This is a genomic window from Geothrix fuzhouensis (genome assembly GCF_024609325.1).
Lineage (GTDB): Bacteria > Acidobacteriota > Holophagae > Holophagales > Holophagaceae > Geothrix > Geothrix fuzhouensis.
In genome coordinates, this window is record NZ_JANHMQ010000001.1 from 620,697 (window position 1) to 647,162 (window position 26,466).

24 protein-coding genes are annotated in these 26,466 nt (G+C 65.2%); 15 read left to right on the forward strand and 9 right to left on the reverse strand.

The annotated features are described in order from the left end of the window. Nucleotides 1-44 precede the first annotated feature (44 nt). From NOV74_RS02865 to NOV74_RS02885, 5 genes are all read right to left on the reverse strand, one after another. Entirely contained in the window at nt 45-2,393 is a 2,349-nt protein-coding gene (locus NOV74_RS02865; RefSeq protein ID WP_257309083.1) for a methyl-accepting chemotaxis protein, read from the reverse strand. A 151-nt stretch (nt 2,394-2,544) separates the two neighbouring features. After that, nucleotides 2,545-3,087, reverse strand: coding sequence for an RsmD family RNA methyltransferase (locus NOV74_RS02870; protein ID WP_257309084.1), 543 nt, complete (start codon nt 3,085-3,087; stop codon nt 2,545-2,547). A gap of 18 nt (nt 3,088-3,105) precedes the next feature. Next, nucleotides 3,106-4,107, reverse strand: coding sequence for a beta-ketoacyl-ACP synthase III (locus NOV74_RS02875; protein ID WP_257309086.1), 1,002 nt, complete (start codon nt 4,105-4,107; stop codon nt 3,106-3,108). Between the two features lie 50 nt (nt 4,108-4,157). Further along, complete coding sequence (locus tag NOV74_RS02880; RefSeq protein ID WP_257309087.1) at nt 4,158-4,589, reverse strand: chemotaxis protein CheW; 432 nt, start codon at nt 4,587-4,589, stop codon at nt 4,158-4,160. Next, the gene (locus tag NOV74_RS02885) at nt 4,582-6,609 is read right to left on the reverse strand and encodes an Hpt domain-containing protein (RefSeq protein ID WP_257309089.1); all 2,028 of its coding nucleotides are present in this window, start codon (nt 6,607-6,609) and stop codon (nt 4,582-4,584) included. Before NOV74_RS02885 ends, NOV74_RS02880 begins: the two co-directional genes overlap by 8 nt. A gap of 220 nt (nt 6,610-6,829) precedes the next feature. Between NOV74_RS02885 and kdsB the strand changes: the two genes are divergently transcribed. From kdsB to alr, 3 genes are all read left to right on the forward strand, one after another. After that, a complete protein-coding gene (gene kdsB, locus NOV74_RS02890; protein ID WP_257309091.1) occupies nt 6,830-7,615 on the forward strand; it encodes a 3-deoxy-manno-octulosonate cytidylyltransferase in 786 nt (261 codons plus the stop codon). Nucleotides 7,616-7,684: 69 nt separating this feature from the next. Then, a complete protein-coding gene (trxB, locus tag NOV74_RS02895) occupies nt 7,685-8,653 on the forward strand; it encodes a thioredoxin-disulfide reductase (protein ID WP_257309092.1) in 969 nt (322 codons plus the stop codon). A gap of 37 nt (nt 8,654-8,690) precedes the next feature. After that, nucleotides 8,691-9,803 (forward strand): alanine racemase, encoded by a 1,113-nt coding sequence (alr, locus tag NOV74_RS02900; RefSeq protein WP_257309093.1) that lies wholly within the window; start codon nt 8,691-8,693, stop codon nt 9,801-9,803. Nucleotides 9,804-9,812: 9 nt separating this feature from the next. Here the strand turns inward: alr and NOV74_RS02905 are convergent, their stop codons facing one another. Genes NOV74_RS02905 through NOV74_RS02915 form a run of 3 tightly spaced genes read right to left on the reverse strand, consistent with a single transcriptional unit; the run spans nt 9,813 to nt 15,129 of the window. Then, entirely contained in the window at nt 9,813-12,110 is a 2,298-nt protein-coding gene (locus tag NOV74_RS02905) for an LPS-assembly protein LptD (protein ID WP_257309094.1), read from the reverse strand. A gap of 49 nt (nt 12,111-12,159) precedes the next feature. Continuing rightward, nucleotides 12,160-12,882, reverse strand: a complete 723-nt coding sequence (locus NOV74_RS02910) for a ZIP family metal transporter (RefSeq protein ID WP_257309095.1) — start codon at nt 12,880-12,882, stop codon at nt 12,160-12,162. A gap of 6 nt (nt 12,883-12,888) precedes the next feature. Continuing rightward, nucleotides 12,889-15,129, reverse strand: a complete 2,241-nt coding sequence (locus tag NOV74_RS02915; protein ID WP_257309096.1) for an Rne/Rng family ribonuclease — start codon at nt 15,127-15,129, stop codon at nt 12,889-12,891. Between the two features lie 350 nt (nt 15,130-15,479). Here NOV74_RS02915 and NOV74_RS02920 point away from each other — a divergent pair, with 350 nt between their 5' ends. The 6 genes from NOV74_RS02920 (at nt 15,480) to NOV74_RS02945 (ending at nt 20,487) form a co-directional block, all read left to right on the forward strand. Further along, the gene (locus NOV74_RS02920; RefSeq protein ID WP_257309097.1) at nt 15,480-16,325 is read left to right on the forward strand and encodes a phosphate ABC transporter substrate-binding protein; all 846 of its coding nucleotides are present in this window, start codon (nt 15,480-15,482) and stop codon (nt 16,323-16,325) included. Between the two features lie 68 nt (nt 16,326-16,393). Continuing rightward, complete coding sequence (pstC, locus tag NOV74_RS02925) at nt 16,394-17,443, forward strand: phosphate ABC transporter permease subunit PstC (RefSeq protein WP_257309098.1); 1,050 nt, start codon at nt 16,394-16,396, stop codon at nt 17,441-17,443. Further along, the gene (gene pstA / locus NOV74_RS02930) at nt 17,443-18,321 is read left to right on the forward strand and encodes a phosphate ABC transporter permease PstA (RefSeq protein ID WP_257309099.1); all 879 of its coding nucleotides are present in this window, start codon (nt 17,443-17,445) and stop codon (nt 18,319-18,321) included. The genes pstC and pstA overlap by 1 nt, the downstream gene beginning before the upstream one ends. After that, nucleotides 18,321-19,103, forward strand: a complete 783-nt coding sequence (gene pstB, locus NOV74_RS02935) for a phosphate ABC transporter ATP-binding protein PstB (RefSeq protein WP_257309100.1) — start codon at nt 18,321-18,323, stop codon at nt 19,101-19,103. The genes pstA and pstB overlap by 1 nt, the downstream gene beginning before the upstream one ends. Then, nucleotides 19,103-19,768: a phosphate signaling complex protein PhoU gene (phoU, locus tag NOV74_RS02940; protein ID WP_257309101.1), complete on the forward strand. Its 666-nt coding sequence runs from the start codon at nt 19,103-19,105 to the stop codon at nt 19,766-19,768. The genes pstB and phoU overlap by 1 nt, the downstream gene beginning before the upstream one ends. A gap of 14 nt (nt 19,769-19,782) precedes the next feature. After that, a complete protein-coding gene (locus NOV74_RS02945; RefSeq protein ID WP_257309102.1) occupies nt 19,783-20,487 on the forward strand; it encodes a response regulator transcription factor in 705 nt (234 codons plus the stop codon). On the opposite strand, the gene NOV74_RS02950 is transcribed toward NOV74_RS02945, so the two are convergent. Continuing rightward, the gene (locus NOV74_RS02950) at nt 20,484-21,836 is read right to left on the reverse strand and encodes a sensor histidine kinase (RefSeq protein ID WP_257309104.1); all 1,353 of its coding nucleotides are present in this window, start codon (nt 21,834-21,836) and stop codon (nt 20,484-20,486) included. The two genes, NOV74_RS02945 and NOV74_RS02950, sit on opposite strands and share 4 nt — an antisense overlap. Nucleotides 21,837-21,949: 113 nt before the next feature. On the opposite strand from NOV74_RS02950, the gene NOV74_RS02955 reads away from it, so the two are divergent. From NOV74_RS02955 to NOV74_RS02980, 6 genes are all read left to right on the forward strand, one after another. Further along, a complete protein-coding gene (locus NOV74_RS02955; protein ID WP_257309106.1) occupies nt 21,950-22,597 on the forward strand; it encodes a DUF47 domain-containing protein in 648 nt (215 codons plus the stop codon). A gap of 13 nt (nt 22,598-22,610) precedes the next feature. Further along, nucleotides 22,611-23,618, forward strand: coding sequence for an inorganic phosphate transporter (locus NOV74_RS02960; protein WP_257309108.1), 1,008 nt, complete (start codon nt 22,611-22,613; stop codon nt 23,616-23,618). 193 nt (nt 23,619-23,811) lie between these two features. Further along, a complete protein-coding gene (locus NOV74_RS02965) occupies nt 23,812-24,348 on the forward strand; it encodes a GNAT family N-acetyltransferase (protein WP_257309110.1) in 537 nt (178 codons plus the stop codon). Continuing rightward, nucleotides 24,348-25,028, forward strand: coding sequence for a lysophospholipid acyltransferase family protein (locus NOV74_RS02970; RefSeq protein WP_257309112.1), 681 nt, complete (start codon nt 24,348-24,350; stop codon nt 25,026-25,028). Before NOV74_RS02965 ends, NOV74_RS02970 begins: the two co-directional genes overlap by 1 nt. Then, nucleotides 25,018-25,977 (forward strand): arginase family protein, encoded by a 960-nt coding sequence (locus NOV74_RS02975; RefSeq protein ID WP_257309115.1) that lies wholly within the window; start codon nt 25,018-25,020, stop codon nt 25,975-25,977. The genes NOV74_RS02970 and NOV74_RS02975 overlap by 11 nt, the downstream gene beginning before the upstream one ends. Then, a complete protein-coding gene (locus NOV74_RS02980; protein ID WP_257309117.1) occupies nt 25,964-26,458 on the forward strand; it encodes a hypothetical protein in 495 nt (164 codons plus the stop codon). The genes NOV74_RS02975 and NOV74_RS02980 overlap by 14 nt, the downstream gene beginning before the upstream one ends. Nucleotides 26,459-26,466 lie beyond the last annotated feature (8 nt).

Here is a 26,466-nt window from a genome sequence, read left to right on the forward strand (position 1 = left end):
CAGGGAGGCCCGGGATGCGGCTTCCAGCCTAGCAGGTAGCTGGGTTACAGCTTGAAGAGGTTCACTTCCCGGTTGAGCATGTGGACCTGGACACCCAATTGCTCCACGGCGCCGCTGGAGGCGCCGATGGCACGCTCGCTCTCCACCGCCTTGCCGAGCACCCGGTTCATGGTCTCTTTCAGGGACAACACGTGGTTCTCCTGCCGGGCCAGGATCTCGTGGAGGCTGCTGGCCAGAGCCCGAACCTGCTCAGTGGCCCTCGCGATCTCGTCGCTTCCCGCACTCTGTTCCCGAGTGGAATCCCGGACCACACTGGTGGCCTGCTGGACGTTCATGGCCAGCGACAGAATGTAGTTGCTGGTCTGTTGCTGCTCCTCGATGACCGAGCGGATCGTCTCCACCTGATGGTGGATGTTGCGGTTGGCTTCGTGGATGAGGCTGGCCTGGCCGCCCTGCTGCAGGGTCTCGCTGAGGATGCTCTCGACCACCCGATCCATCCCGCCCACGGATTCGAGGATGGCCTGGAGGGCTTCCTCGCTCTGGCCCACGGATTCGGCCCCATCCCGTACGGCGTCGATCCCCAGCTCCACCTGCTGATAGGCCTTCCTGATCTCGGCCTGGAGCCTTCCGATGATCTGCTGGATCTCCTGGGTGGATCGTCCGGTCTGCTCGGCAAGCTGCTTGATCTCATCCGCCACCACTGAGAAGCCCTTGGCCTGGCCGTCCCCATCCGTACCGCTCTGGGAGGCGATGATGGCCGCGTTCAGGGCGAGCAGGTTGGTCTGCTGGGCATGATCCCCGATGTAGTCCAGGATCTTGGCGATGTCCGACCCCTGCTGGAGCAAGGTGCGGGTCGTGGCGTGGAAGTCCTGGACGACCCGGTCGATCACCTGGATCTTGTCCCGGTTCCGGGCCACCACCTCCATGCCCCGGCCGACGGTGTGGATCACGTTCTTGGCGTAGCGCTGGGCGATCTTCACGTTGTCGTCGATGGCGGAGGTGCTCTGCTCCAGGTTCTCCGCAAACTCCCGCGTGTGCTCCGCGTGACCGGCGAGGTGGTCCACGTTCTTGGCGACATTCTTGATGGAAAGGTCAAAGTCCCGGATGGCGGATGTGATCCCCTCCACCACCATCAGCAGTTCGTCCATGCTCTGGTTGATCTGCTGCACGCTGCCGGCCATCTGCACGATGGTGGCGTTGGTGCTCTCGGAGGCCAGGCTCAGTTCCATGGAGCTCGCGCTGATGCTGATGGAGGTGTCTGTCAGCTCGTTGATCTCCTGATGGAAAGACTCGATCAGCTCACGCTGGCCATGGCTGGATTCCCGGACCCCATCGGCGGATTCACGAATCGCGCTGGAGGCCCTGGCCAAGTCGCGGCTGGCCGCCCGGATCTGGACCACCATGCCCCGCAGGCTCCCCACCATGCGGCCGAAGCCCTGGGCCAGGGAGGCCACCTCATCATCGCTGTAGACAACCTCCAGCGTATCGATACGTCCTTCCCCGACCCGGCTGGCGTTGCGGCTGAGCAGCAGGAGAGGCTGCTGCACGTCGCGCAGGATGAGCTGGATGAAATAGATCAGGAAGACCCCGGCCAGGACCAGGATGGCCAGGTTGGGGCGCAGTGCCTTCCAGATGGCGTCTGCATATTCCGCCTCGGGGATCACAGCTCTCAACTGCGATCCATCTGGAAGCGCCTGCGCCACCACGATGTCTCCACCTCCCCGCGCCTGGAGGCGGGACCCGAGCAGGTTCCCGCCTTTGCTCATCGGGAGTTGAAGCGAGATGCCGCCTCCTGCCCCCAGCTTCAGCGTCCCGATGAAGGCATCCAGATCCTCGGGTGTGGTGTTCATCTCTTGGACGAAGGCCACCGAATCCGCGAGGTTGGCGAGCTCATTCGTGGCGTAACTCGTGACTTTGGTGCGGATCGAAGATTGAAGGGTGAGTCCCGACACCAGGATCGAGAGCATGAGCACCCCGCCAGTCATGGCCAGGATGCCAAAACCGAACTTGGCACGCAGACTGGTGGAAAAACGGGTTTGCGACTCGGTGAATCCGGGCTGGCCCGCCAGAAGCCGGAAGACCTTCATCAGATTCTGCTTGGCCAGGAAATACTGGCTGATGGCCGCCAGGGCGGCCAACACCATGAACATGGCCACCGTTACCGAGCTCACCAGGATGCTCTGGCCCAAGTAGAGCTTCTCCCAGGGGTAGGCTCCAGCACTCAGGCAGACCCCCAGGTAGAAGAACAGCAGGGACGAGGTTTGCGGGAAGCGGGTCAAAGACCGGTAGAGATCCGGTCCAAGATGCCCTCCAGCCAAGGTCCGACCCAAGGGCTGAATCTGGAGCATGGAAATCCCGGTCCCCAGCCCAAGCAGGCCCAGGGTGGCGGCCATCCCCCCGAGGGAGAGATGGAAATCGGTTGGGGCCGCGATCCAAAACAGTACGAAGCCCACGATGAAGGCCGAAAGCCAGACAAGCCCAGTGCTCCTTCGCAGGCGCGTGAGGACCAGTGCCAGGACGGCCGAGTCTAACTGGGCGGGCGCCTCAACCTTGAGTTCGGGTCGGGGTCCAGAGATGAAATCGGGCTGCGCCATATTCGCGTGTTTCGGCCAAAATCCAGCCGTCCTGTAATTCCAGCCCGGTCTGCCGGTCCGTCTCGAAGACCAGGACCCCTCCGGGGGCGGTCCAGGATTTCAACCGAGCGGCCATCTGAGACCAGAGTGCTTCGGCCTGATCGTAGGGAGGGTCCAGAAACACCACAGCCTGGTCCTGGAAGGAATTTTTGAGAAGACGCCGCAGATCAACACGCATCGTATTGATCCCAGTTCGGTTGGCGTTACGGACTAGACAAGACCATCCTGGCTCCGTCGCCTCCACACAGGTGACCGGCGCATAACCTCTGGAATGGGCCTCAAGCCCCACAGCCCCGGTGCCAGCACAAAGGTCCAGGAAAGGACCACTAGGCCAGCGCTGGAGGATCGAAAACAGGGCCTCCCGGGCCCGGTCTGAGGTTGGCCGCACCCGCAGGTCCCCCGCCGGAGGCGCCACGAGCCGACGTCCCTTCAGGGTCCCGGCGATGATTCGCATAGCCTGGGATGGCTCGGCTCAGTAGGCCCAGCGCAGAAGCGTCGAGCCCCAGGTGAAGCCGGCACCGAAAGCGGACAGCACCACCAGGTCGCCCTTGGCCATCCGCTTCTCCTCAAAGGCCTGGTGGAGCGCCGTGGGGATGGTGGCCGTCGTGGTGTTGGCGTAACGGTCGATGTTCACCATCATGCGGGCAGGATCAAGCTCCAGGCGTTTAGCGGCGGCATCCATGATGCGGATATTGGCTTGGTGGGGCACGAACAGCTTCAGGTCGCTGCCGCGGAACCCGTTGCGGTCCATGAGCAGCTTGCTGTTGTCAGCCATCTCCCGCACCGCGTTCTTGAACACCTCGCTGCCGGCCTGATGGATGTAATGCTCTTTGGCGGCCACGGTTTCCGCCGTAGCGGGTTTCAGGGAGCCGCCGGCAGGCATGAACAGGAAACAGCCACCGGAGCCATCGATCTTGTGCTCAAAGTCGAGAATGCCGAGTCCATCTTCCACACGCTCCACGATCACAGCGCCGGCACCATCACCGAATAGCACCGAGGTGGCCCGGTCTTCGAGGTTGATGATGGTGGACATGATGTCCACGCCGACCAGACCCACCCGGCGGACCGCACCAGCGGCCACCATGCTGGCGGCGGTGGTCAACGCGTAGAGGAAGCCCGAACAGGCTGCGTTCAGATCGAAACCGAAAGCGTTGTGGGCCCCCACCATGTCCTGGATGCGACAGGCGGTCGCCGGGAACAGGGTGTCAGGGGTCACGGTGGTGACCAGGATCAGGTCCAGTTCCGAGGCCTTGATACCGCGGTTATCCAGGGCCATCTGGAGGGCTGGGGCGCCGAGCTGGGAGGCACCTGTGCCGGGCTCGACCCAGCGCCGCTGGCGGATGCCGGTGCGCGTCCGGATCCACTCATCGTTGGTTTCCATGATCTTGGATAGGTCGTCGTTGGTGACCACCTTTGGGGGAAAACATTGCCCAGTGGCAGTGATTCCGACGGGGGCAGCAAGACGACGATTCAAGAGAGCCTCCGGGCGCGAAACCACCATCATCGCATGGACGACGCGATGCGTCAGGGGGCCTTGCGGAGGCGGTGTAGCAGCGCCAAGAGCCGATCTGGATCAAGCAAGGCCAAGTCCTGGCCCCCGACCCGGCAGAGCCCCGCCAGAATGGGGGCCCACGGATCTCCTTCCGCGGGATCAAGCAAATCCTCCTCGGGTGATTCCAAGGTTCCCGTTAGTCCATCCAAGGGAAGGCCCAGACGAGGCCGGAGGACGGCCATGGCCATGGGGGGCCCCTGCCGAGTCGGGCCACCCTCGATCGCGGTCCAATCCAGCACGGGGAGGAACTCTCCCTCATGCAGTACCACGCCCTGGATGCCTGGGGGTCCGCTGGGAAGCGGCGTCACGGGAGTGAAGGCCACCACTTCGCGCAGATCGGCCACGCGCAGCAGGATCTCCCGCCCGGCGGCCCTGGTGTGGAGGAGAAGGGTGGTCTCAGACACCTGCCACCCGCCGCATGAGGGATTCCATGGCCAGGCCCATCAAGGCCTCCGGATCCAACACCCAAAGGATGCCCTCCTCCTGCAGGCTGCCACCCATGATTCCAGGTGCCTGAGCCAGTTCCGGCAGGCTCCGCAGCAGGAGTTCGGACCGGCCTAGGACCTCGTCCACCCCCAACGCGATCTCCAGCCCGGTATCAGCGGTGGCACCCTGCTGACGAAGCACCACGAGGAGCCGCTGGCCCCCGACCGGCTCGGACAGCCCGAGGCAGGCCTGGAGCGATTCCATGGGCAGATTCTCCCCCAATACCTCGACGCGGCTCCCACCCAGGAGGGCAAAGGGGCTTGCCTGGACGCGGAGCACGTGACTCAACGGAATCCCGAAGGCCTGCTGGCCACAGCGGACTTTCAGACAGCCCACCACGGCCCGGGACAGCGGAAGGCTCAAACGCACCAGGCTGCCCCGGCGTGGTTCGCTGGAGATGTGGATCTCGCCACCGAGCCCTTCCACCTCGGCCCGGACCACGTCCATGCCCACACCCCGACCGGAGATCTGGGAGGCACGCTCCTGGGTGGAGAAGCCCGGTTCCAGCGTCAGGCGATGCAGATCATCGGAAGAATGGAGCTGCCCTTCCCGGAGAAGTCCCATGCTGATCCCGCGGGCTTCGATCCGGGCAAGATCGAAACCGCGCCCGTCGTCCCGGATATCAAACCGGATATTCCGGCCTCGCTGGGAAGCTGAGATCTTCAGCGAACCCGCTTCAGTCTTGCCCATGGCCACTCGCTCGGAGGGGCCTTCGAGGCCGTGGTCGAGGGCATTCCGGACCAGGTGCAGGAAGGGCTCGGCGAGCCGCCCCAACAGGCTGCGCTCCAGTTCAAGATTCCCGCCCTGGAAGGAGAGACGCACCGGCTTCCCCATGTCACGACTGAGCGCCTTCACCATGGGCTGGATGCGCTGGAACAGGCTTTCGACCTTCACCATCCGCATCTGGAGCAGGGACTTCTGGACCTCCAGGAGGCCGGCCTCGATCTCACCCATCATGGCCATGGGGCGTTCCACATCTGGGGCCTGGAGCTGGCGCAGGACCAGACTTGCAGAATCCCTGACCTGGGCCACGGCCATGAGGCGAGCTTCCAAAGCCTCCACCCGCTGGGCCGGCAGCCTCAGCACTTCGACATCCAGGGGCACCCCTCCCGGCGAGGTGGGCGCACCGGTGGCGTCAGGCTGGGCAGGCATGGCCGGCGTACCAGGATCGGCCTTCAAGCCGGCCGGCACGCGCGCTGGGTCGGCGAGTTCCATGACCTCCAGGTCCTCCCCCGGAAGCACGCCCAGCCTCGGGAGATCCAGGGCCGGCGCGGCGACCAGCAGGAGAAAGAACAGACCATCCCGGTCGTCGTGCATCTCAAGAGGCAAGGTGGAGATGAGCTCTCCCTGGACGCCTGCCGCCTCGCTGATGCTCCTGAGGCGCTCATCGAAGGTGGCCAGGTCCAGGCGGATGCTGACGCCATGGATGGGGATCCCCGCCAGCAGCACGGCGGTCACCCGGGTCCGTTCGTAATCGGACAGAGCCTTCAGGGCGTCCGGCGGCAGATCCAGCAGTGACGTGAGGTCCAGGACCGCGCCATCCGGGGGCCGAGCCAACGCCTCCAGTTCACCGAGCTGGCGCCGGAGGGCCTGCAGGTAGTCGTCCGGTTCCGGCCGCCCCCGCCGAAGGTCATCCAGGCCTGACTCCAGGGCCTGGATTCCAGATTCAAGCGTCTCAATCAGCGAGTCCGTGGAGCGCAGACGGCCCTGCCGCATCAGGTCGAAGATATCCTCCATGCGGTGGGCGGCTTGACTGAACCGGGGGAAGCCGAGCATCCCCGCCATGCCCTTGAGGGTGTGGGTCGCCCGGAAGAGAGCATTCACCGAGGCTTGAACCACATGTGCGGGCTGCGGCGACTTCAAGGTCGTCAGCCTCTGCCGGGCCTGCACGAACAGGTCCTCGCATTCGGCCCAGACATCGTCGAAGGATGGGTCCAAGAGACCTCCCGATGACACGGCATCGGCAGGAGGGGGAGGAGTCTGGAGTCTGGAGGTACGGATCCCTGAGGTGGCCTTCGGCCACTACCTTAGTTTTCCTTTGGGTCCGAACATCCACAAAGTGGGTCAGCACCGACCCAACAGATTGGCGCGGCGCCATGCCCCGCATCAGGAAGCTGTACCTCCAGCCCAGCCTCGAGCCTGCTTTACACTAGGCCCCATGCGCACCCTCGCCGTCCTCCCCTCCCGTTTTCAGGCTTCCCGCTTCCCGGGCAAGCCCCTGGCCCTCATCGCCGGGAAGCCGATGATCCAGTGGGTCTTCGATTCGGCGCGGCGGGCGGAGGGGGTCGACCGAGTGGTGGTGGCTACCGACGATGACCGTATCGCCACCGCAGTACGGGGCTTCGGAGGCGAGGCCGTGATGACGGACCCCGCCCTGCCTTCCGGCACGGACCGTACGGCAGCGGCTCTGGTGGCTCTCGGCGAATCCTTCGACTGTGTCCTGAACATCCAGGGTGACGAACCCGCCATGCATCCCGAAACAGTGGCCGCCGTAGTCGCGCTCATGCGCGACCAGCCGGACCTGCCCATGGGCACGGCCGCCTGCCCCTTTGCACATCCAGACGAGCTGTTCAATCCCAACGCCGTGAAGGTGGTCGTGGATGACCACAAGCGGGCCCTCTATTTCAGCCGCAGCCCCATCCCCTACCTGCGCAACAGCGCCATCTTCGAGCCGGACTTCCGGCCGTGGATGAAGCCCGAGCAGCTGGCCCACTTCAAGCGCCACCTGGGGCTCTACGCCTACCGACCAGAGACGCTCCAAGCCTTCACCCGGCTGGCACCTCATCCGCTCGAGCAAATGGAGATGCTGGAGCAGCTCCGGGCCCTGGCCGCGGGGATCCCCATCGGCGTGGCGGACACCCCCTACCTGAGCCTGGGCGTGGACGTGCCCGCTGACGTAGCCGCGGCGGAGGTCCTGCTGCGGGAGCGGGGGCTGGCGCGGTAGGCGCCTACCAGCTCAAGCGCGGTAGACTCGAAGCGCGGCCCGACGTCCGTTCCTTGCCAGGAGAAATCTGTGAGCCACCACAAAGTCGTCGTCATTGGTACCGGTCCCGCAGGCTACACCGCCGCGCTGTACGCCTCCCGGGCCAACCTTTCCCCCCTCATCTTCGAAGGTGTCCAGCCAGGCGGCCAGCTCACCATCACCACCGAGGTGGAGAACTTCCCCGGCTTCCGCCAGGGCATCGCCGGCCCGGCTCTCATGGACGAGATGCGCGAACAGGTCCTCCGCTTCGGCACCACCATCAAGTCCGAAACGGTCCTCACGGCCGATCTCCAGAGTCGCCCCTTCAAGCTCACCACCGACAAGGGCGACTACACGGCAGATGCGGTCATCATCGCCACCGGCGCCTCGGCCAAGTGGCTGGGCATTGGCAAGGATGAGCAGCTGTCCCGCTCCGGCGGCGGCGTGAGCGCCTGCGCCACCTGCGATGGCTTCTTCTTCCGCGGCAAGGAGATCGCCGTGGTAGGCGGTGGCGACACGGCCATCGAGGAAGCGACCTTCCTCACCAAATTCGCCACCAAGGTCCACCTCATCCACCGTCGCGACAAGCTCCGTGCCTCCAAGGCCATGCAGGATCGGGCCCTCAAGAACGAGAAAATCCACCCGATCTGGAACAAAACCGTACTCGACGTGATCACCGCCACTCAGGAGACCCCCATGGGCGAGAAGGTGGAGAAGATCCGCGCCCTGAAGCTGAAGGACACCGTGGACGGCAGCGAATCCGAGCTGCCGGTGGAGGGTCTCTTCGTGGCCATCGGCCACCAGCCCAACACCAGCCTCTTTGCGGGCCAGCTGCCCATGGACGAGACCGGCTACCTCGACGTGGAAAAGGGGTCCACCCGCACCTCGGTTCCCGGCGTCTTCGCTTGCGGCGATGTGCAGGACCATGTCTACCGGCAGGCCATCACCGCCGCGGGCAGCGGCTGCATGGCCGCCATCGATGCCGAGCGCTGGCTGGCGGAACAAGGTCTTGCCGAATGACGAGCGCCTGGTGAATGAACAGCACCTCGAGCCTCTGATGCCACATCCGGAAGGTCGTGCCCTCCGGGCGGAAGTGGATCTGGGCCGCATCGCGCGCAACCTGGATCGTATCCGGACCGCCTCGGGGGGGCGTGGGATCTGGGGCGTGGTCAAGGCCAACGCCTACGGACACGGGGCCGTGCCAGTGAGTCGGGCATTGGAGGATGCTGGCGTCTACGGCTTGGCCGTCTCCAGCCTGGAAGAGGGCCTGGAACTCCGCCGGGGCGCGATCGAGTGCCCCATCCTCGTGCTCGGCGGCCTGCGGCCGGAGGCCCTCCCGGCCGCCAGCGTGGAAAACCTCACCATCGCCGTGGTGGGACCAGAGCACCTCGACGACTATGCCCGAGCCCTGCCGCAGCATCCTGTCCGGCTCCACCTCAAACTCGATACCGGCATGGGGCGGTTCGGCCTGCTGCCTTCGGAGCTGGGGGAAAACCTCCCACAACTCCAGCGGCTCTCGCCCTGGATTGAAGGGGCCATGGGGCACTTCGCCACGGCGGATGACCCGGACTCTGGCTTCGCTCAACGCCAACGGCGTACCTTCGACGCCTGCCTATCACAGTTGGCGGACGCGGGCATCCACCCGGAGCAGCGCCATCACGGAAACAGCGACGCCTGCCTGCGCGGCATGCTGGACCAGGACACCCATGTGCGCCCCGGCTTGGCCCTCTACGGTCTGACCATGGTGGCCGAAGGGCGCGCCCTCGGTCTGGAACCCGCCCTGGAACTGGTGGCCGAGGTGGCCCGGGTGAAAGCCATGCCGGCAGGCACCACCGTGGGCTATGGCCGCACCTTCGTGGCACCCCATCCCCTCCAGATCGCCACCCTGGCCTGCGGCTATGCGGATGGCTACCGCCGGGACCTCGGCAACCGGGCGGTGGTGGGCTTCAAAGGCCGGACGTTTCCCGTGGTGGGCCGCATTTCCATGGATTACCTCACCGTGGCCCTGCCCCTGGATGTCCCGGTAGCGCCGGGAGATCCCATGACCCTCTACAGCGGAGATCCTGCCGCGGCGCATAGTCTCGAGCGCCTGGCCCAAACCCTTGGCACCATCCCCTACGAGCTGACTTGCGCCCTCCACCGCCGGATCACCCGCCGCTTCCTGCCCTGACGGGCTCTCCTAGCGGCGGAAGCTGAAGAGATCCCCCAGGCCGCGCAGGGTCAGGGTCAAGTCGATCCGATCCTCCCTGCCACCGGAGACGAGGTTCGTGTTCAGGGCCACATGGGTGTACTTCAGCACGTAGGCGACACAGGGCTCCACATAGGCCAAGGCTACCTGGCTGGAGGCGAAGCCTTTCTGATGGAAGTCGTAGTTGGCGCTGAATTCCAGCCGGAGGCGATCGTCCCAGAAACGCTGGACGCCACCCGCCTGCAGACCCTTCTGGCGCACCAGGAACCGGTTGATGCCGGTGGAGAAGTAGGCCAGGTTGAAGCGGCTGCCGCTCTTGGTCTTCAGGGCCATGCTCAGGGCATTGTCGGTTCCACCGGCGCCCAGGTCTGAAGATTGGCGGAGGCTGATTCGCAGCCGTTCGTCAGGTTCCACATCCAGGTCCGTGTCCACACTCGACCAGCCCTTCTTGTAGCGCCCATCGCTGAGGATGATGGTCGATGCGTGGTAGCGGGTGGCGATCCGCAGGCGGGCCAGGTCCGCGAACCCGGTACCGGAACCGGGCCGCCCGAGAAGATGCTGCTTGAGCCCCAGTTCAAAGCTTCGCTCGCCCGAGGCGCTGTCATTAACCCCTGGGAACGAGTCCACCGTGTCGAAGCGAGGCAAGGCGCCCGCTTCTCCGTAATGGCTCGTCCCCGTCAATCCGAAGTAGGGCTCCGCCACATGCTTGAGTTCGCCCTGGTAGCCAAGGATGGAGACATCCTTGAAGCTTCGGCCAACCTGCGGGCCCGAAAGCCGCAGGTGCCCTGAGGCCAGGAATCGCGTGGCCGCGGGGCCATCCACCTCGAAAGGGCTCGTGGCCGGTATCACGACTTCTCCATTGACGCCAGCGGAGGGGTCGAAGATCGGGGATCCGAGACTGGAGCTGTAGTGGGTGGCACGCCCCATCATTTCAAAATCCGCCCGGAAGGGGCCCCACTGCCCCAGGCGCCCGTGGATGCGGGTGTTGGCGTCCTGGCGATTCCAGGCGTAGCTCTTGTTCGGGCTCAAGGTAGTGCCACCGGTGCCAGTTGTCGTCGTGATGTCGTTAAGGCTGTAGGCGAAGCGGCCCACCCGGATGCCGCCATCCATGTATAGCGGTCCCAGCAGCGGGACAGGGAAGAAGCGGAATTCCGCCTGCGGCAGAGTCTGCCTCCTGAGGGAAGCCGGAAAACCCGAGCTGTAGAAGGGGTCACCCTGGTCATTCGAGTAGAAGAAGCTGCGCTGTTCCGCCGCAGAGAGATTGAGGTTTCCGAAGGTGAAAGTACGGCCCAGGTAGAGCGCGGAATCGAAGCTGGTGGAGCCGAGGTAGCCGAGGCCCTTGCCGAAATCTGCGTCCACCAGATTGTCCGAGGCCTGGTTCACGTCCGCCGTAAGCTGCCAGCCATCCTCGCGCTGCCACACCTCCTTGAGCGCGTAACGGTAGCGGCGGGTGTCCAGGCTCTTCTGCTGAATGGTCTGGCCCGAGAAGCTGCCCTGGTGGGTCAGATCCGGCTGCCAGCGCGCTTCACCACCCCAGAGGACGCCCTCCTTCGTGAAGTACTCGGGCGACAAGGTGACATCGGCCGAATTTCCCAGGGTTTGATAATAGGAGAGCCCGAAGGTCGTGCCGAAGGAACTGGACATCCCAAGTTTCGGGGGAAGCAGACCGGATGTCCGTTCCGCCTGAGCGGGATAGAGCGCATAGGGCACGTAGTAGATCGGAACCGACCCGAGCAGGACTCGGGCGTTCCACAGGCTCGCGAAGCCATCGAGATCCACCTTCAGCGACGAAAGACGGGCCTTCCAGCCTGGCTTTTCCTCCGGGCAGGGGCTCAGTTCCACCGAATCGAAGGCCCAGGTGCGCAGCGTGGTGAAGGCGACGTGGCTGGAACGCAGCGTCCAGGCTGGGGGAAGGTCCATCTGGAGCGCCCAGGCTTCTCCGGAACGGCGCTCCCAATCCATCTCCAGGCGCTCGCCACGGAGCCGAAGACCCGGGCCCTCCAGGCGGATGTGGCCCTCCGCGACCAGGCGCCCTTCCGCGATGTAGTACTCGATGCGATCCGCCAGGAGCAGCAGGCCCTCCGACTGGATGGCACCCTGCTCCAGCATCCAGAGATCACCCTGCTCGCGAACGCGATCCCCACGCCAATCGAAGGGAACCCGGGAAAGGCCAGGTCCCCGTTCCACCCGGAAGGGACGGAGCGGCAGCAGGTCCGCGGGGGTGGGGGCGTCGAGCGGGGCAAGGCGCGGGATGTCTGGCAGATCCTGGGCCACCAGCAAGGCAGACAACGCGCCTAAAAGCAGACCTCGGGTCCTCCCGGGGATGGCCATGTGAAGGTCAGTGATGGTGCGGCAATAGCCGCGCGCTGATAAGGAAGATGCCGACCCCAGAGAGAAGCGCCACCGTGCTGCGGAGACCGGAGACTTTCTGCACTTCCGGCAGCAGATCGGAGCTGGCCACATAGAGGGCCAGACCCGCCGTGAGACCCAGGACGGGGCCCGTGGGCAGACCCAGCATGGACTGCCCGGCCGCACCCACCAAGGCTGCCAGGGCCAGGGTCGCGGCGGCCAGGATCGCGCCACGGTTTCCGAAGCCGCGCACGAGGAAGATCGAGGCGATGGTCCCGCCTTCGGGGATGCGGTGAAACAAGATGCCCAGCACCACCAGGGGGCCCAGATTGCTGTGGGTGGCCAGCGCGGCGGCAATGGCCACCCCGTCCATGAGGCTGTGAAGAGAGAGACCCACCAGTGCGAGCACCCCGCTGAGTGGCGATCCGTCTTTGTGAGTCTCCTCGCCGTAGTGGAAGTGGAGTGTGATGCCATGCTCCATGACGTGGATCAGCAGATACCCGACGAGCACCCACATGGCGTTGCCCTCGCCGCCCTTGGCCTCCATGCATTCTGGAATGATGCGGACCAGGGTGACGGAAAGCAGGTAACCCGCCGCCACGCCCGAGAGCAGACGCATGAACTGCGCCCTGCCCTGGAGGAACCGCACCACGCCCCAGCCGCCCAGAAGGGTGGCCAGGGACGCTAAAGGGGCCAGCCAGTAGATGGACATGATTGGCTACTCGGCTTTGGGCTTCTTGGCGCGGGAGGTCTTGGGTTTGGCTGCTGGCTTGGGGGTGGGGGTGGCTTCGGAGATGCCTTCCGTCTTGGCGGCAGCCTTGGTCTTGGGTCTCGGCGCGGCCTTCTTCTTGGCCGGGGCCTCCGTCACGGATTCAGGGACAGCGGGCAGCTCGGGCGCAAGAGGCAGAGCGGCCTCCGGCGTGGAGGTCACCTTCGCCCTGGGAGTGCGCTTGGGCTTCGCCGAGGGCGCCGGGGGCTCAGCAGCCACCCGAGCGGCGGCACCAAACTTCGGCCGGGGACTGGGCGTCAGCAGGCTGGCCACCAGATCGGCCGTGGCCTTGGGAGGCTCGGGCTGGGCTTCATCCCGCGGCTCCGGCCGGGGGGACGAACTGGTGAGCTCATCGGAGGACGCGGCTGAAACCTCGCCGTTCCGCTCCGCGCCACCCTTGCGGCGCCGACGACGGCGCTTGCGTTTGGCCCCTTCGCCTTTGGCCTCGTCGCCACCGGCCTCGGAGCCTTCCTCTTCGTCCTCCTCGTCCTCGGGCTTGGCGCTCTCGAAGAGGGCGCGCAGGCGCTCCCGCTCGTCCAGGGCCGCCCGCTGGAGGTCGCGGCGATCGTATTTGAAGGCTTCCTTCTTGGGTTCCTTGGGGCCTTCGCCATGGACGCCGAGGGCCTTGTCGAAGGAGATCGGACTGTCACCGCCCAGGACCACGGTCTCGTCCTCGGGGGTGCCCTTCTCACGAGGGGGCTTGGGCGCGGGCTTCTCCACAGGAGCCTCTTCTGCCCGCTCGATCTCGGCCGACATCTCACCATAGGACATGGACCAATCGGCCAGGATGATGACCTTTGCGTCGCTCTGCTCCTCCATCAGGGAGAGGTCACGGCGCTTCTGGTTCAACAAGGCCGTGGCGATGGCGGGGGCCAGCTTTACACGAATCTCGCCGATCCCGCCCTTGGCCAGGATGCCCTGCAGCCTGCGCACCACGGAGAGCACCAGGGCTTCCATGGTCTTCACCTTGCCGGTGCCCGCACAGGTGGGACAGGGTTCATGGTTCACGTGCTGCAGACTCGGACGAATGCGCTGGCGGGTCATGACGAGCACGCCGAAACGATTGATCTTCCCTACCTCCATGCGGGCCTTGTCGGCCTTGAGGCAGTCCACCAGACGATCCTGGACAGAGCGGATGTGGGACTCGCGCTTCATGTCGATGAAGTCGATGGCGATGAGGCCGGCCAGGTCGCGCAGGCGCAGCTGGCGGGCCACCTCCTCGGCGGCCTCCATGTTCGTCTTGAAGGCCATGTCCTCCACGCCGTCGCCGGAGGTCTTCCCACTGTTCACGTCGATGGCCACCAGGGCCTCAGTCTGATCCAGAGCCAGGGCGCCGCCGCTGGGCAGAGGCACTTTCCTGCCGTAGATGCGGTCGATCTGCTCTTCCAGTTGGAAGCGGGAGAAAAGGGGTTTCTTGCCGGTGTAGTGCTTCAGCACATCGAGGTGCTGCGGCATGGTGCGCTTGAAAAAGGACTGGGCGGCGTGGAAGGTGTCGAGATCGTCGATTTGCACCTCTTCCACGTCGGCGCTGAACGTGTCGCGCAGCGTGCGGGTGACGACATCATCCTCCTGCCAGACCAGGCCGGGGCCTTGGCGGTGCTTGTAGCGGTTAAGCACCTCCTTGTAGGTGTCCAGGAGGTACTCCAAGTCGCGCTCGAAGTCTTCCTTGGTGACGCCCAGGCTGGCCGTGCGGACGATCACGCCGATGTCCTCGGGAATGTTCAGCGTGTCGATCAGCTGCTTGAAGTGGCGGCGCTCCTCGGTTCCCTCGATCTTGCGGCTGATCCCGTTTACGGGATTGCCAGGGGTGATGACCAGGTAGCGGCCCGCCAGGCTGATCTGGCCGGTCATCATGGCGCCCTTGGAGCCCAGCTCCTCGCGCACCGCCTGGACCAGGATCTCCTGATCCCGCTGGAGGATCTCCTGGATGCGGCCCCGGCGGCCTTCACTCATGTCCCGGGGCAGCTCGCCCAGGGGCAGAAAGCCATTCTTCTGGCCGCCAAAGTGCACGAAAGCCGCCTGGAGGCTGGTGTCTGCGCGAACGACCTTGGCCTTGTAGAGGTTGCCCTTGATCTTCTCGTTGTGGAGGAACTCGACATCGTAATCGAACAGCACACCGTCGATCAGGGTGGCCACGCGGATCTCTTCTGGATCCGTGGCGTTGATCATCATGATTTTCTTGGGGTTCAAGGATTCTCCTGTGGGTTCCCAGGCTACGGCTGGCGCAGGGGATGCGCAGCGGCCTTGCGTGGGGAATGGATATCGGGATGGGAGGTCGGGAAACCGAAGGGGGCCCTGCCCTGGCTTCGGCCACCCGGGTTGGAAAAAAGGGATGGTCGTGATCCCTGGGGGCAAAGGGCGATGCCTCGATCTGCCCGCAGGATCTTCAATCATTAAACCCACTTATTTCTGGGGGGGCAAGCAAAGAGCGCCAGGAACCTCCGACACCAGGGTTGGGCGAAGTTACACGGATGTCACAGCCAGGCCCAGAGGCGTTCACTCCCGGTCCCCAGGCTTGACAACATCTGAGGGAGACATCCATGCAAATCCGATTCCTGGCCCAGACCATCCTGGCTGGCCTGCTCGTGGCCGCAGCGGCCCAGGCCCAGACCGTGACTGTCATGGGCTCCACGGCCCTGGGTCCGATCGTCAAGAAGGCCGCCGAGGACTACATGAAGGCCCACCCTGGTGTCCAGATCGCCGTGAGCGGTGGCGGGTCCATGACCGGCCTGAACCAGGTGACCAGCGGTGGCTGCAACATCGGCATTTCCGATGTTTATGCCACACCCGAGCAGGACAAGGCCGGCATCAAGAATTACAACATCGTGGTCCAGCCCTTCACCCTCATCGCCCACCCCGGCGTCGGCGTGAAGAACCTCTCTAACCAGCAGGCCGAACAGGTCTTCACTGGCAAGATCAAGAACTGGCAGGAAGTCGGCGGGAAGAACCAGAAGATCGTCCGGGTGATCCGCCCAGAGTCCTCCGGCACCCGCGCGGTTCAGAAGAAGGAGATCCTGCACGATCAGGACTTCAGCAAGGACGTACTGATCCAGGACTCCACCGGTGCCGTGGTCACCACTGTGGCCACCACGCCCGGCGCCATCTCCTTCGTGGAGCTGGAGCATCTTGAAAAGAACAAAGCACGCATCGCCGGCATCGCCTACAACGGCGTGGCCTGCTCCAACGATGCCGTCAAGTCCGGCAAGTATCCTGTCTTCTCCTTCGGCCATGCCTACACCAACCCCGCCAAGCTGGGTGACCCCAAGGTGAAGCAGGCCGTCGAGGGGTTCCTGGCCTACATCCTGAGCCACGAGTTCCAGCAGAACGTGCTCAAGGCCGGCTACCTGCCCGTGGACTACGTCAAATCCCTCAAGACCAAGCTGTAATGCCAGTCGGATCCACCCTTATCCACCCGGCTGACCTTCAGCCGGGTGGTTCGCGGAAAGCCGGTCCCATGCCAGACGTGCTGGAAACCTCCCTCACCGCCGTCCCTGCCAACGGGGTCGGCGGTTCTTTGGCGGACGGGCCCTCAGCTCCGCCCGCTGCGGCGGAGTCGCCTGCCTTCCGGCACAGCCGCCTGCGCCGACTGACGGATCGCTGGGCCCACCTGGCCTTCCTGACTTGCAGCCTCCTCGTGGTCGGCCTCATTGGCGGCATCCTCTTCTTCCTGGCTTCCCGGGGCCTGGCAGCCTTCTGGCCCGCGGCAGGCAACACCGGCAGAGCGCTCAGCCTTTCCGAGGTTTTCCTGTCCGCCGACTGGTCACCCTCTTCGGACCGTTTCGGCATCCTGCCTTTCATTGCTGGTTCACTCGGCGTGACGGGCCTGGCCCTCCTCATTGCCGCTCCCACGGGCACCCTCACTGCGGTGTTCATCGCCAAGATGGCTCCGCCCTGGATGCGGAACCTCATGCGCCAGGTGATGGACCTACTGGTGGGCATCCCTTCGGTGGTCTACGGCATCTTCGGGCTCACCGTGGTGCTGCCCCTCGTGAGCCACACATGGCTCGCGGACGCCCCGGCCTCGGGCTTTGCCGTGTCCGCGGTGATCCTGGCCGTCATGATCGTGCCGACCATTGTCAGCCTGTCCACGGACGCCTTCGAATCCCTCCCGTCGAGCCTCGACGAGGGGGCCCAGGCTCTGGGTTCCAGCCGCTGGCAGGCCATCTGGCACGTCCTCATCCCCGCCGCCCGTCCCCGCCTGCTGACTGCTGCCGTGCTGGGCCTGGGCCGGGCCATCGGCGAGGCCATGGCTGTGCAGATGGTCATCGGCAACAACCCACAGTGGATCGCCCTGATGCGTGAGTCCACGGACCGGGCCCCCTTCCTGCGTGCCCTGTTCACCCCGGCGGCGACTCTGACCACCGAGCTGGTCCAGGAGCTCCCCAACACGGCGGCCGGCTCGACCTGGAACAACGTCCTGTTCGCCATGGGCCTGCTGCTCTACCTGCTGACCATGGTCCTGATCTTGGCCACCCGCCGACTGGGCCGCGGGAAGGAGGCCTGATGCGGGCCATGCCAGTCTTCCGCCGCTCCCGGTCCTCGAAGCTCGTGGATCGCCTCATGCGGGGTGTCCTATGGAGCATCGCGATCCTCTTCGTGGTCGTGTTGATCCTCTTCGTGGGCGCCATCCTCAAGCAGGGTTGGCCGGTCTTGAATCTCAGCTTCCTTACCAAAATGCCCGAGACCCTGGATGCGGGCGGCGGCATCAAGCCCCAGATCTTCAATTCCATCTACCTGGTGGTCCTGTCTCTGGGGCTCTCCCTCCCGGTGGGTCTGGGCGCTGGCGTCTACATGGCCGAATACGCCGGCAAAGGCCGCACGCTGAACTTCCTGCGGCTCTGCATCGAGACCCTGGCGGCCACTCCCTCCATCGTGCTGGCCCTGTTCGGTATGATCGTCTTCGTGCAGGCCATGGGTTGGAGCTTCTCCATCCGTTCGGGCGCCCTTACGCTGGCCCTGCTGAACATTCCTGTGATCACCCGCGTCACTGAGGTCAGTCTGCTGGGCGTCCCCCGGGAGCTCAAGGAGGCCAGCTACGGGCTGGGAGCGACCAAGCTCCAGACCATCCTGAAGGTGGCCTTGCCTTACGCCGCCACGGGCATCCTGACCGGCCTGGTGCTCACGGCGGGCCGGGCCTTCGGCGAAAGCGCCATCCTGGTCTTCACCGCCGGCACCAACGCCAGTGCCCACTTTCCGGACTTCCGACTGACGGTGCCCGGGGAGACCCTTTCCGTGCACCTCTGGTACGTGACCTCGGATGGCACCCTGCCCGATGCCCGGGAGATCGCGGCCGGCACCGCGGCCGTGATGATCATCGTCCTTCTCTCTCTGAACCTGCTGGTCCGACTGGTGGACCGCATCATCCGACGACGGACCCGATAATGCTCATTCCCACCGTCCCCGAAACCAAGCCCATCAAGCTGTCCGTCCGCAACATGGCCTTCAGCTACGGCCAGAAGAAGGTGCTGGATGGCCTATCCATGGACATCCACGCCGAGCGCGTGACGGCCATCATCGGCCCCAGTGGCTGTGGCAAGAGCACGTTCCTCAAGTGCTTCAACCGCATCCATGAAGTCTCCAGCGCCGTGAACGTCAGCGGTGACATGAAGATCGATGGGGTGGACATCTACCGGGGCGGCATCGACGAAGTGGATCTCCGCCGGCGCGTGGGGATGGTGTTCCAGAAGCCCAACCCCTTCCCCAAGTCCATCTACGAAAACGTGGCCTTTGGCCCCCGGCTCTTCGGCGTCTCGGATCGGACCACGCTGGATGGTCTTGTGGAGGACGCGCTTCGCAAGGCCGCCCTCTGGGACGAAGTGAAGGACCGCCTGAAGGAAAGCGCCACCGGCATGAGTGGCGGCCAGCAGCAACGACTCTGCATCGCCCGGGCGCTGGCGGTGAACCCCGAGGTGCTGTTGATGGACGAGCCTTGTTCAGCCCTCGATCCCATCGCCACCGCCAAGATCGAAGATCTCATTACCGAGTTGAAGGAGAGCCTCACCATCGTGATCGTCACCCACAACATGCAGCAGGCGGCCCGTGTGAGCGACTACACGGCCTTCTTCTGGCTGGGCAAACTGGTAGAGATGGACCTGACAGAACGCATCTTCACCACGCCGAGGGTGCAAATGACGGAAGACTACATCACGGGGAGGTTCGGCTGATGCGGCTGTTCGATACAGAATTGAAGGAACTCCGGGAAGGCATCATGGCCATGGCCGGGGTGGCGGAGGAGATGATCGAGCTCACCATCCAGGCCTTGGCCGAGCCTTCGCCGGCCAAGGCTGAGCAGGTGAACCACCTGGACCGCAAGATGGATGAGTGGGAGCTGAGACTGGATCAGCAGTGCATCGACCTCCTTGCGCTCCGGAACCCCGCGGCTTCGGACCTGCGGCGCATCGCGTCCAGCCTCAAGATCATCCCCGAGCTGGAGCGCATCGGCGACCACTGCTGCAACATCGCCCGCCGCGTGGGCATGGTCCATCCGCCCATCCTTGCCGGGAACGACCTGGAGCGCCTGGGCACGGAGACCCGGAGCATGGTTCGCCGCGCCGTGGACGCCTTCGTGAGCAACGACGCCGCTCTGGCCCACGCCGTCATCCTGAGCGACGACAGCGTGGACGCCCTCTACGGGAAGCTCTATCGCGACTTGCTGCGCAGCATGCTGGCCGATCCCCTCTGCATCGAAAGGGCCAGCCACCTGATCCTTGTCATCAAGAACTGGGAGCGCATCGCGGACCAGGCCACCAATATCGCGGAGGAGGTGCTCTTCATCCTCGAGGGCCGCAATGCCAAGCACCCCTATCTCCGCGGCGATTCCGTAGAATAAGGGCAAAGGACTCCATGCCGCACATCCTCCTCCTGGAAGACGACACTGAGATCCGCCTGGGTCTCGAACAGCATCTGCGCCGGGAGGGCTTCAGCCTGACCAGCGTGGGTACCGGCCGCGAGGCCCTGCAGGCCCTCGGAACCTCCGGGCTCAGGCTCGATGCGGCGCTCCTGGACCTGAGCTTGCCTGACATGGACGGCCTTGACGTGCTTCGCGCCATCCGCGCCCACGCCGTGCACCGCGGCCTTCCTGTGCTGCTGGTGACCGCCCGGAGCGAGGAGATTGACCGGGTGCTGGGACTTGAACTGGGCGCCGATGATTACATTTCCAAGCCCTTCTCCACGCGGGAGCTGGCGGCTCGGCTGCGGGCCATCCTGCGCCGATCCACACCGCCCGATGCGTCTGAACGCCCCCCTCAACTGGCCTTCGGACCCATCACCGTCGACCTTGACATGCACACCGCCCGGGTCGATGGGCAGGTCCTGGATCTCACCCGCCGCGAGTTCGAATTGCTGGCCTATTTCCTGGCCAACCCCCGCCGGGTCCTGACACGCGAGAAGATCCTCCAACAGGTGTGGGGCCTCGAATACCTGGGCGAGAGCCGCACCATTGATGCCCATGTGCGCCGCGTCCGCGCCAAGCTAGGCCCGGTCGCGGCAGAGCAGATCGAAACTGTGGTGGGGGTGGGCTATCGACTGGGTGGGCCCAGCGACGCTTAGGCCTGCTCGCTTCGGGTCGGCTGGGGTGGGAGCATCACCTTGAAGGTGGCCCCGTTGCCAGGCCGACTTTCGACCGTGACTTCCCCCCCCATCAGGCGGCAGAGATGCTTCACGATGGCCAGCCCCAGACCTGTGCCAGGCTTGGCCTTGGCGACCTGGGACCGATAGAAGCGCTCGAAGATGCGCCCCTGCTCCGCCTCCGGTACGCCAGGGCCCTGGTCGGACACCTCCCAGAGCTGGCCCTGGGGTGAGAGGTGAACCCCAAGTCGCACCCTGCCACCCGGCGGACTGAACTTGATCGCGTTGGACAAGAGATTCTCCAGCACCTGGCTCAGGCGCAGGGGATCCGCCTGCAGTACGCTTCCCTCAGGCGCGTCCAGGTCCACGTCCAGCTGGACGGAAGCCTCGGTGAGTCGGGCCTGCTGATCCTTCACCACCGAGGCGATGAAGGCTGCGAGATCGAGGCGGACCGGATCAAGATGCAGCGCCCCGCTTTCGATGCGGCTCAGCTCGGAGAGGTCACCCAGCAGCATCGCCAGCCGGTCCACGGATCGGAGGATGGATTGGGCCCCCGCTTGCGCCGTATCCGGCAGCGCCTCTTCCTGAAGGTTTTCCGCAGCGATCCGGATGGCTGTGACCGGCGTCTTCAGCTCGTGGCTGACGTTGGAGATGAACTTCTGGCGGGTGGTCTCCAGGGCCTCCTGGCTCGTGACATCGTCGAGGGTGAGCAGCACGCCAGACACGCTACCCAGCGGGGCGAAGGGGATGGCCCGCACCCGAAGCGTCCGACCCGCCCGGACCAACCGCCACTCTGAGGGCGCTCCGCGGTAGGCCTTCTCCACGGCCGGAGGACTGTCGGGATCGCCGAACACCTCCCTGACCGTCATGCCTTTCCCCAGGGGCGCCCCCAGGCCAAGGTGGCGCTGGGCCGCCGGGTTGAACTGCTCCAATCCGCCGGAGGGACCGAAAAGCAGCACCCCCTCCTCCAACCGCGCCATGATGCCCGGAAGCAACCGGTCCTCCCGGGCCGCGCGTTCCCGGAGGTCAAGATTCTCTTGCTCCATGGCTGACCAGGCCCGGGGCAGATCCTCGATGGTGCTGGGACGGGAGCCACCCAGCAGACGGCCAAGGGGTTCCGCCACCAGGCGGACCTGCCACCGGGCCATGAGGATGATCACCAGGACCACCGTGGCGACGAGGCCGAGGAACCAAGGTGCGGAGACCCCTTTGTGGACGGTGACGCCCAGCCCCAGCCCCAGGAACAGCACGGCCCCCAGGCAGACCAGCGCCCGCCCCAGAAAGGCCCGCACACTGGGGCCGGCCTCGTGATGTGTGTCACGTACAACCATGCCCTCAGACCATACACCGTCCGCAGTGCGCCACCTACGGTCTCCCGGCCAATTTACGCTGCGTATACGCCACCGGAGCCATTACAGTGGAGGACGGATCTGTGGGAGTAGTCATGTCCTTGAATGCCGTGATGCGCTGGCTCAAACCCAGAGAGATGGTTTTTTTCGATCTCCTCGAATCCGCCTCGAGCAATGTGTACCAGGCGGCCCAGCTGTTTGATCGTGAAATCCGCAGCGGCGATCCGGACCGATTCGCGGAGCTGCGTCGGCAGATGAAGGATCTGGAGCATACCGGCGACGACATCACCCACGAAATCATCGACCGCCTGAACCACACCTTCGTCACACCCATCGACCGCGAAGACATCCTGACCCTCACCCACGCCATTGACGATGTGATCGATCGCATCCATTCCGTGTGCGAGCGCCTGATCCTGTATCGCATCAGCCATGTGATGCCAGCGGTCACGGAAATCAGCTCCATCATCGTGGAAGGCGCCGGCGAGATCCTCCACTTGACGCGCTCCCTGCGCAACATGTCCAACCAGAAAGAGATTGGCGATCGTATCCGGCGGGTCCATGCCCTGGAGAACAAGGCTGATTCCATCTATCACGCTGGCTTGGCCCAACTCTTCGAAAATCCGAAGGATCCCATCGAGCTGGTGAAGTGGAAGGAAATGCTCGAGAAGATCGAGGACGCCACCGACCGGATCGAGCTGGTGGCCAAGGTTATCGGCTCCACCGTCATGAAGAACGCATAGGCCGGAGCAACCCATGCTTGAAGGCATCGTCCCGGCCCTGGTGCTGATTGTCGGCCTTGCGCTCGTATTCGACTACATCAACGGCTTTCACGACACCGCCAACGCCATCGCCACGGTCGTGTCCACGGGCGTGCTCAGTGCACGGAACGCCATCCTCATGGCCGGCGTCTTGAACTTCGGCGGGGCTCTTCTGGGCACCCAAGTGGCCACCACCATTGCCAAGGGCATCGCCGACAGCCAGTTCGTGGTTCCCGCAGTCATCGTGGCGGCGCTGCTATCCGCCATTGTCTGGAACCTCATCACCTGGTATTTCGGTATTCCGTCCAGTTCCAGCCACGCGCTCGTTGGCGGACTGGCCGGGGCCGTGGTCGCCCAAGCTGGACGTGGCGCCCTTCACACCACAAAGCTCGAAGAAGTCGCCACCTTCCTCGTGGTGAGTCCCGTGGTCGGTTTCTTGATCGCCATGGTGCTCATCATCACCATCCTCTGGATCGTGCGCCGCATGGCAGGACACCGCGTCAACTTCGCCTTCCGGAAGCTCCAGCTCGTTTCCGCGGCTGCCATGGCCTTCACCCATGGCACCAATGACGCGCAGAAATCCATGGGCATCATCGCCCTTGCCCTCATCACCTACGGGAAGCTCCATACCCACGGAGTGAACGTCGACATTCCCGTCTGGGTCAAGCTCGCCTGCGCCATGGCCATGGGGTTCGGCACCATGTCCGGGGGGTGGAAGATCATCCGGACCATGGGTGCGAAGATCGTCAAGCTGAGGCCCATCCATGGTTTCGCCGCTGAGACTGCCTCCGCCATCGTGCTCTTCACCACGGCCCACCTCGGCATTCCGGTCAGCACCACCCATGTGATCAGCGGCGCCATCATGGGCGTTGGCGCCAGCATGAACGTCTCGGCCGTCCGTTGGGGCGTGGCCGGCAATATCGTCGTGGCCTGGGTGCTCACCATCCCCGTCAGCGCCCTCTTGGCTGCAGGCTTTCTCAAGCTGCTCACCCCCTTCTTCTGAACCAATACCTAAGGTCACAGGCATGTGACCGCGAATGAGTGAATCCGTCACAGGCCGAAGCCATTCTGGAAGGCCCGGTTCACAACAACTGCGTAACCCCTTGGTATCACTCTATTTTCGTGAGATTACCAACGAGGCCGCAGGCCTGTCACAGGCGCCTCCGATCCTGGTTTCGACACCAGGGAGGTACCCCATGACCATCGAGACCATCACCCCCCATCCCGAGGGCGCCCGCTACGCCGTCCGGCCGCTCTCCAGCGCCGACTTTGTCCATCTCAAGCGTCTTGAAGCCGAGATCTGGTCCAGCGACGGCGCCGGGGAGCTCTGCCCCCACTACCTGCGCCTCTGCACTGAGCTCTACGGCGACTGGTGCTTCCTCGCCATGGACGGCGACCGGCCCGTGGGCTACGTGCTCAACTTCGTGAAGGGAACCACGGTCTTCTGCGCCACCCTGGCCGTGCATCCCGAGTACCAGAAGGGCCGGGTGAACTACCTGCTCATCCGGGCCATGGTTTCCAAGTTGCTCCAGGAGAACGTGGAGGAGTGCCGGTTCCTCGTGGAGCCTGGTAACGACGATGCTCGCAGCGTCCACCACGCCCTGGGCGCCCGGGTGGTAGCCGAGGTGCAGGACTACTACGCCCCTGGCGACACGCGGCTCTGGTCCGCGATCACCCGCGAGGACCTCGAGCGCGTCCGGGCCCGCTACACCCGCCTCAAGCTGGTCAGCTGATGAGCTGGGCTGGCGTCCTCTGGCCCACCTTCGCCCTGCTTCCCGACTTGGCGGCCGGCGCGGAGGCTCAGCCTGGCATGCACCGCTGGGCCCGGCGCCTCCTGCCGGCGCTGGGCGTGGAACTCGAAGTGGCCGGGTATCCCCGGAAGGACATCCCCCTCTGGGTGGCCAATCACCTCAGCTGGGTGGATCCCGTCGCGCTCATGAGCCTGCGCCCCATGGGCACCATCGCCAAGGGTGAGGTCACGGGCTACCCCGTCATCGGACGCTGGGCGCGGAAATCCGGCATCCATTTCGTGGACCGGACGGACGCCACCAGCCGAGCCGCGGCGCTGGCCAGCTTCGCCGCCTCGCTCCAGGAGGGTCGGGACATGCTGCTGTTCCCTGAGGGCACCACCACCCGGGGCGAGCGACTGGCGCCGTTCTACGAAGGTGGCTTGAGGGCCGCCTTCGATCTTGGCCTGCCCGCCCAACCCTTCCGCATCAGCAGTCCTGCCCCCCACTACCCCTGGACCGGCGACGAAACGCTGCTCCCGCACCTCCGCACCCTCTTCACCACCCGCACGCCCCTCACGGTGGTGGCGGAGGCCCCCCTGCACCCGGCCGGGTTCAGCGACCCCGATCAGTGGATCGCCGCCTTCCGCGCAGCCCTCGAACCCCGGAGCCCTCATGTCCGTTGATGTCCTCATGCATGGCCTCCGCACCGGCCTGACGCCTTTCCTGGGCCTTCCCCTGGCCCTCGACCCGCGCCCCACCACCGGGGTCGTCCTCGGCGTGCCCTGCGACGCGGGCGTGATCAACCGCCCCGGCGCCCGCCTGGGCCCCTGGGCCCTGCGGGCGGCCTCCATGGGCCTCGGGACGCATCCGATGCCCGACCGCCTGCGCGAAGGCTACGTGGCCCTGGGGCCTGCCGCCGCCGATGGGTGGCTGGACGGCGGCAACATCCCCACCCTGCCCTTCTCCCTCACCGAAGCCTTGGAGACGGTCCAGGCCACGGTGGGCGGATGGGCCATGAATGGCTGCCGCACCTTCCTCCTGGGCGGCGATCACGCGCTTACCCTCGGTGCGCTACGGGCCTTGGCGCTTCAGCATGGGCCTCTGGGCCTGCTGCACCTGGACGCCCACCCGGACGCCGCCGACGGCGCCGCCTGGGGCACGCCCATCCACCACGGCACCTGGGTCCGGCAGGCACTGGAAGAAGGCCTGCTGGATCCAGAGCGAGTCGTGCAGGTGGGCCTGCGGGCCCCACGCTTCGACGACGAGGAATTGGCCTTCCTCCAGGCCGCGGGCGTGCGCCTGTGGACGCCATCCGACCTCCGGGATCCCCGACTCGATTCCCGCCTGGCTGCGGATCTCGCGGCTGTGGGGCGGGGTCCAGCTTATCTGAGTCTGGACCTGGATGTCCTGGACCCCGTCTTGGTACCGGCCGTCGCCGAACCCGTACCCGGGGGTCTCAGCGTGGAAGAAACCTTGCGCCTCATCCGCGCCGTCCACCGCTGGCCTGAGCCCTGGGTGGGCGCGGACCTCATGGAACTTGCTCCCACACTTGATGGCGCCGAGGCCAGCGCCCGGGTTGCCGTCCATCTCGCCCTTCATCTGCTCGCCGGAGGCTCCCATGAGTGCCCTTGAGGCCTTCCGCAGCACCCATGGCGAACCCACCTGGGACGACATCATCACCGGGCATGACTTCGGTTTTCTGGCGGCGGTCGAGATCCAGGCCTGGGTGCCTGGCGAAGGCTCTGCGGCCACCCGCTTGAGAGCTCTGGAAGGCGAGGGACTCCATACGTTCGAGGCCCACCTGTGGGCGGCCTGCTCCGAGGCCGTGGGCAAGACCCCCAGGCCCGGCAGCGCCCGGTGGTCCGAAGCCCAGGACCGCTGGCGAGAGGCCATGCTGCGTGAGGCCCTGGCCTTGGAAAGCACGGCCGTCCAGCTGGCGGTCAAGATGGAGTGCCTCTACGAACAGGTGGGCTGCCCCGACGACATGCTAGGGATGCTGCGACCATCCCAGCCTTGGTCCGGCACCCCGGCCACGGTGGATCCCCAAGCCGTGCAACAGTTCCTCAATAGGACTAGGCGAAACTCCTCCCATCGATCGGGGTCGAATTTTTAGGCTTGTGC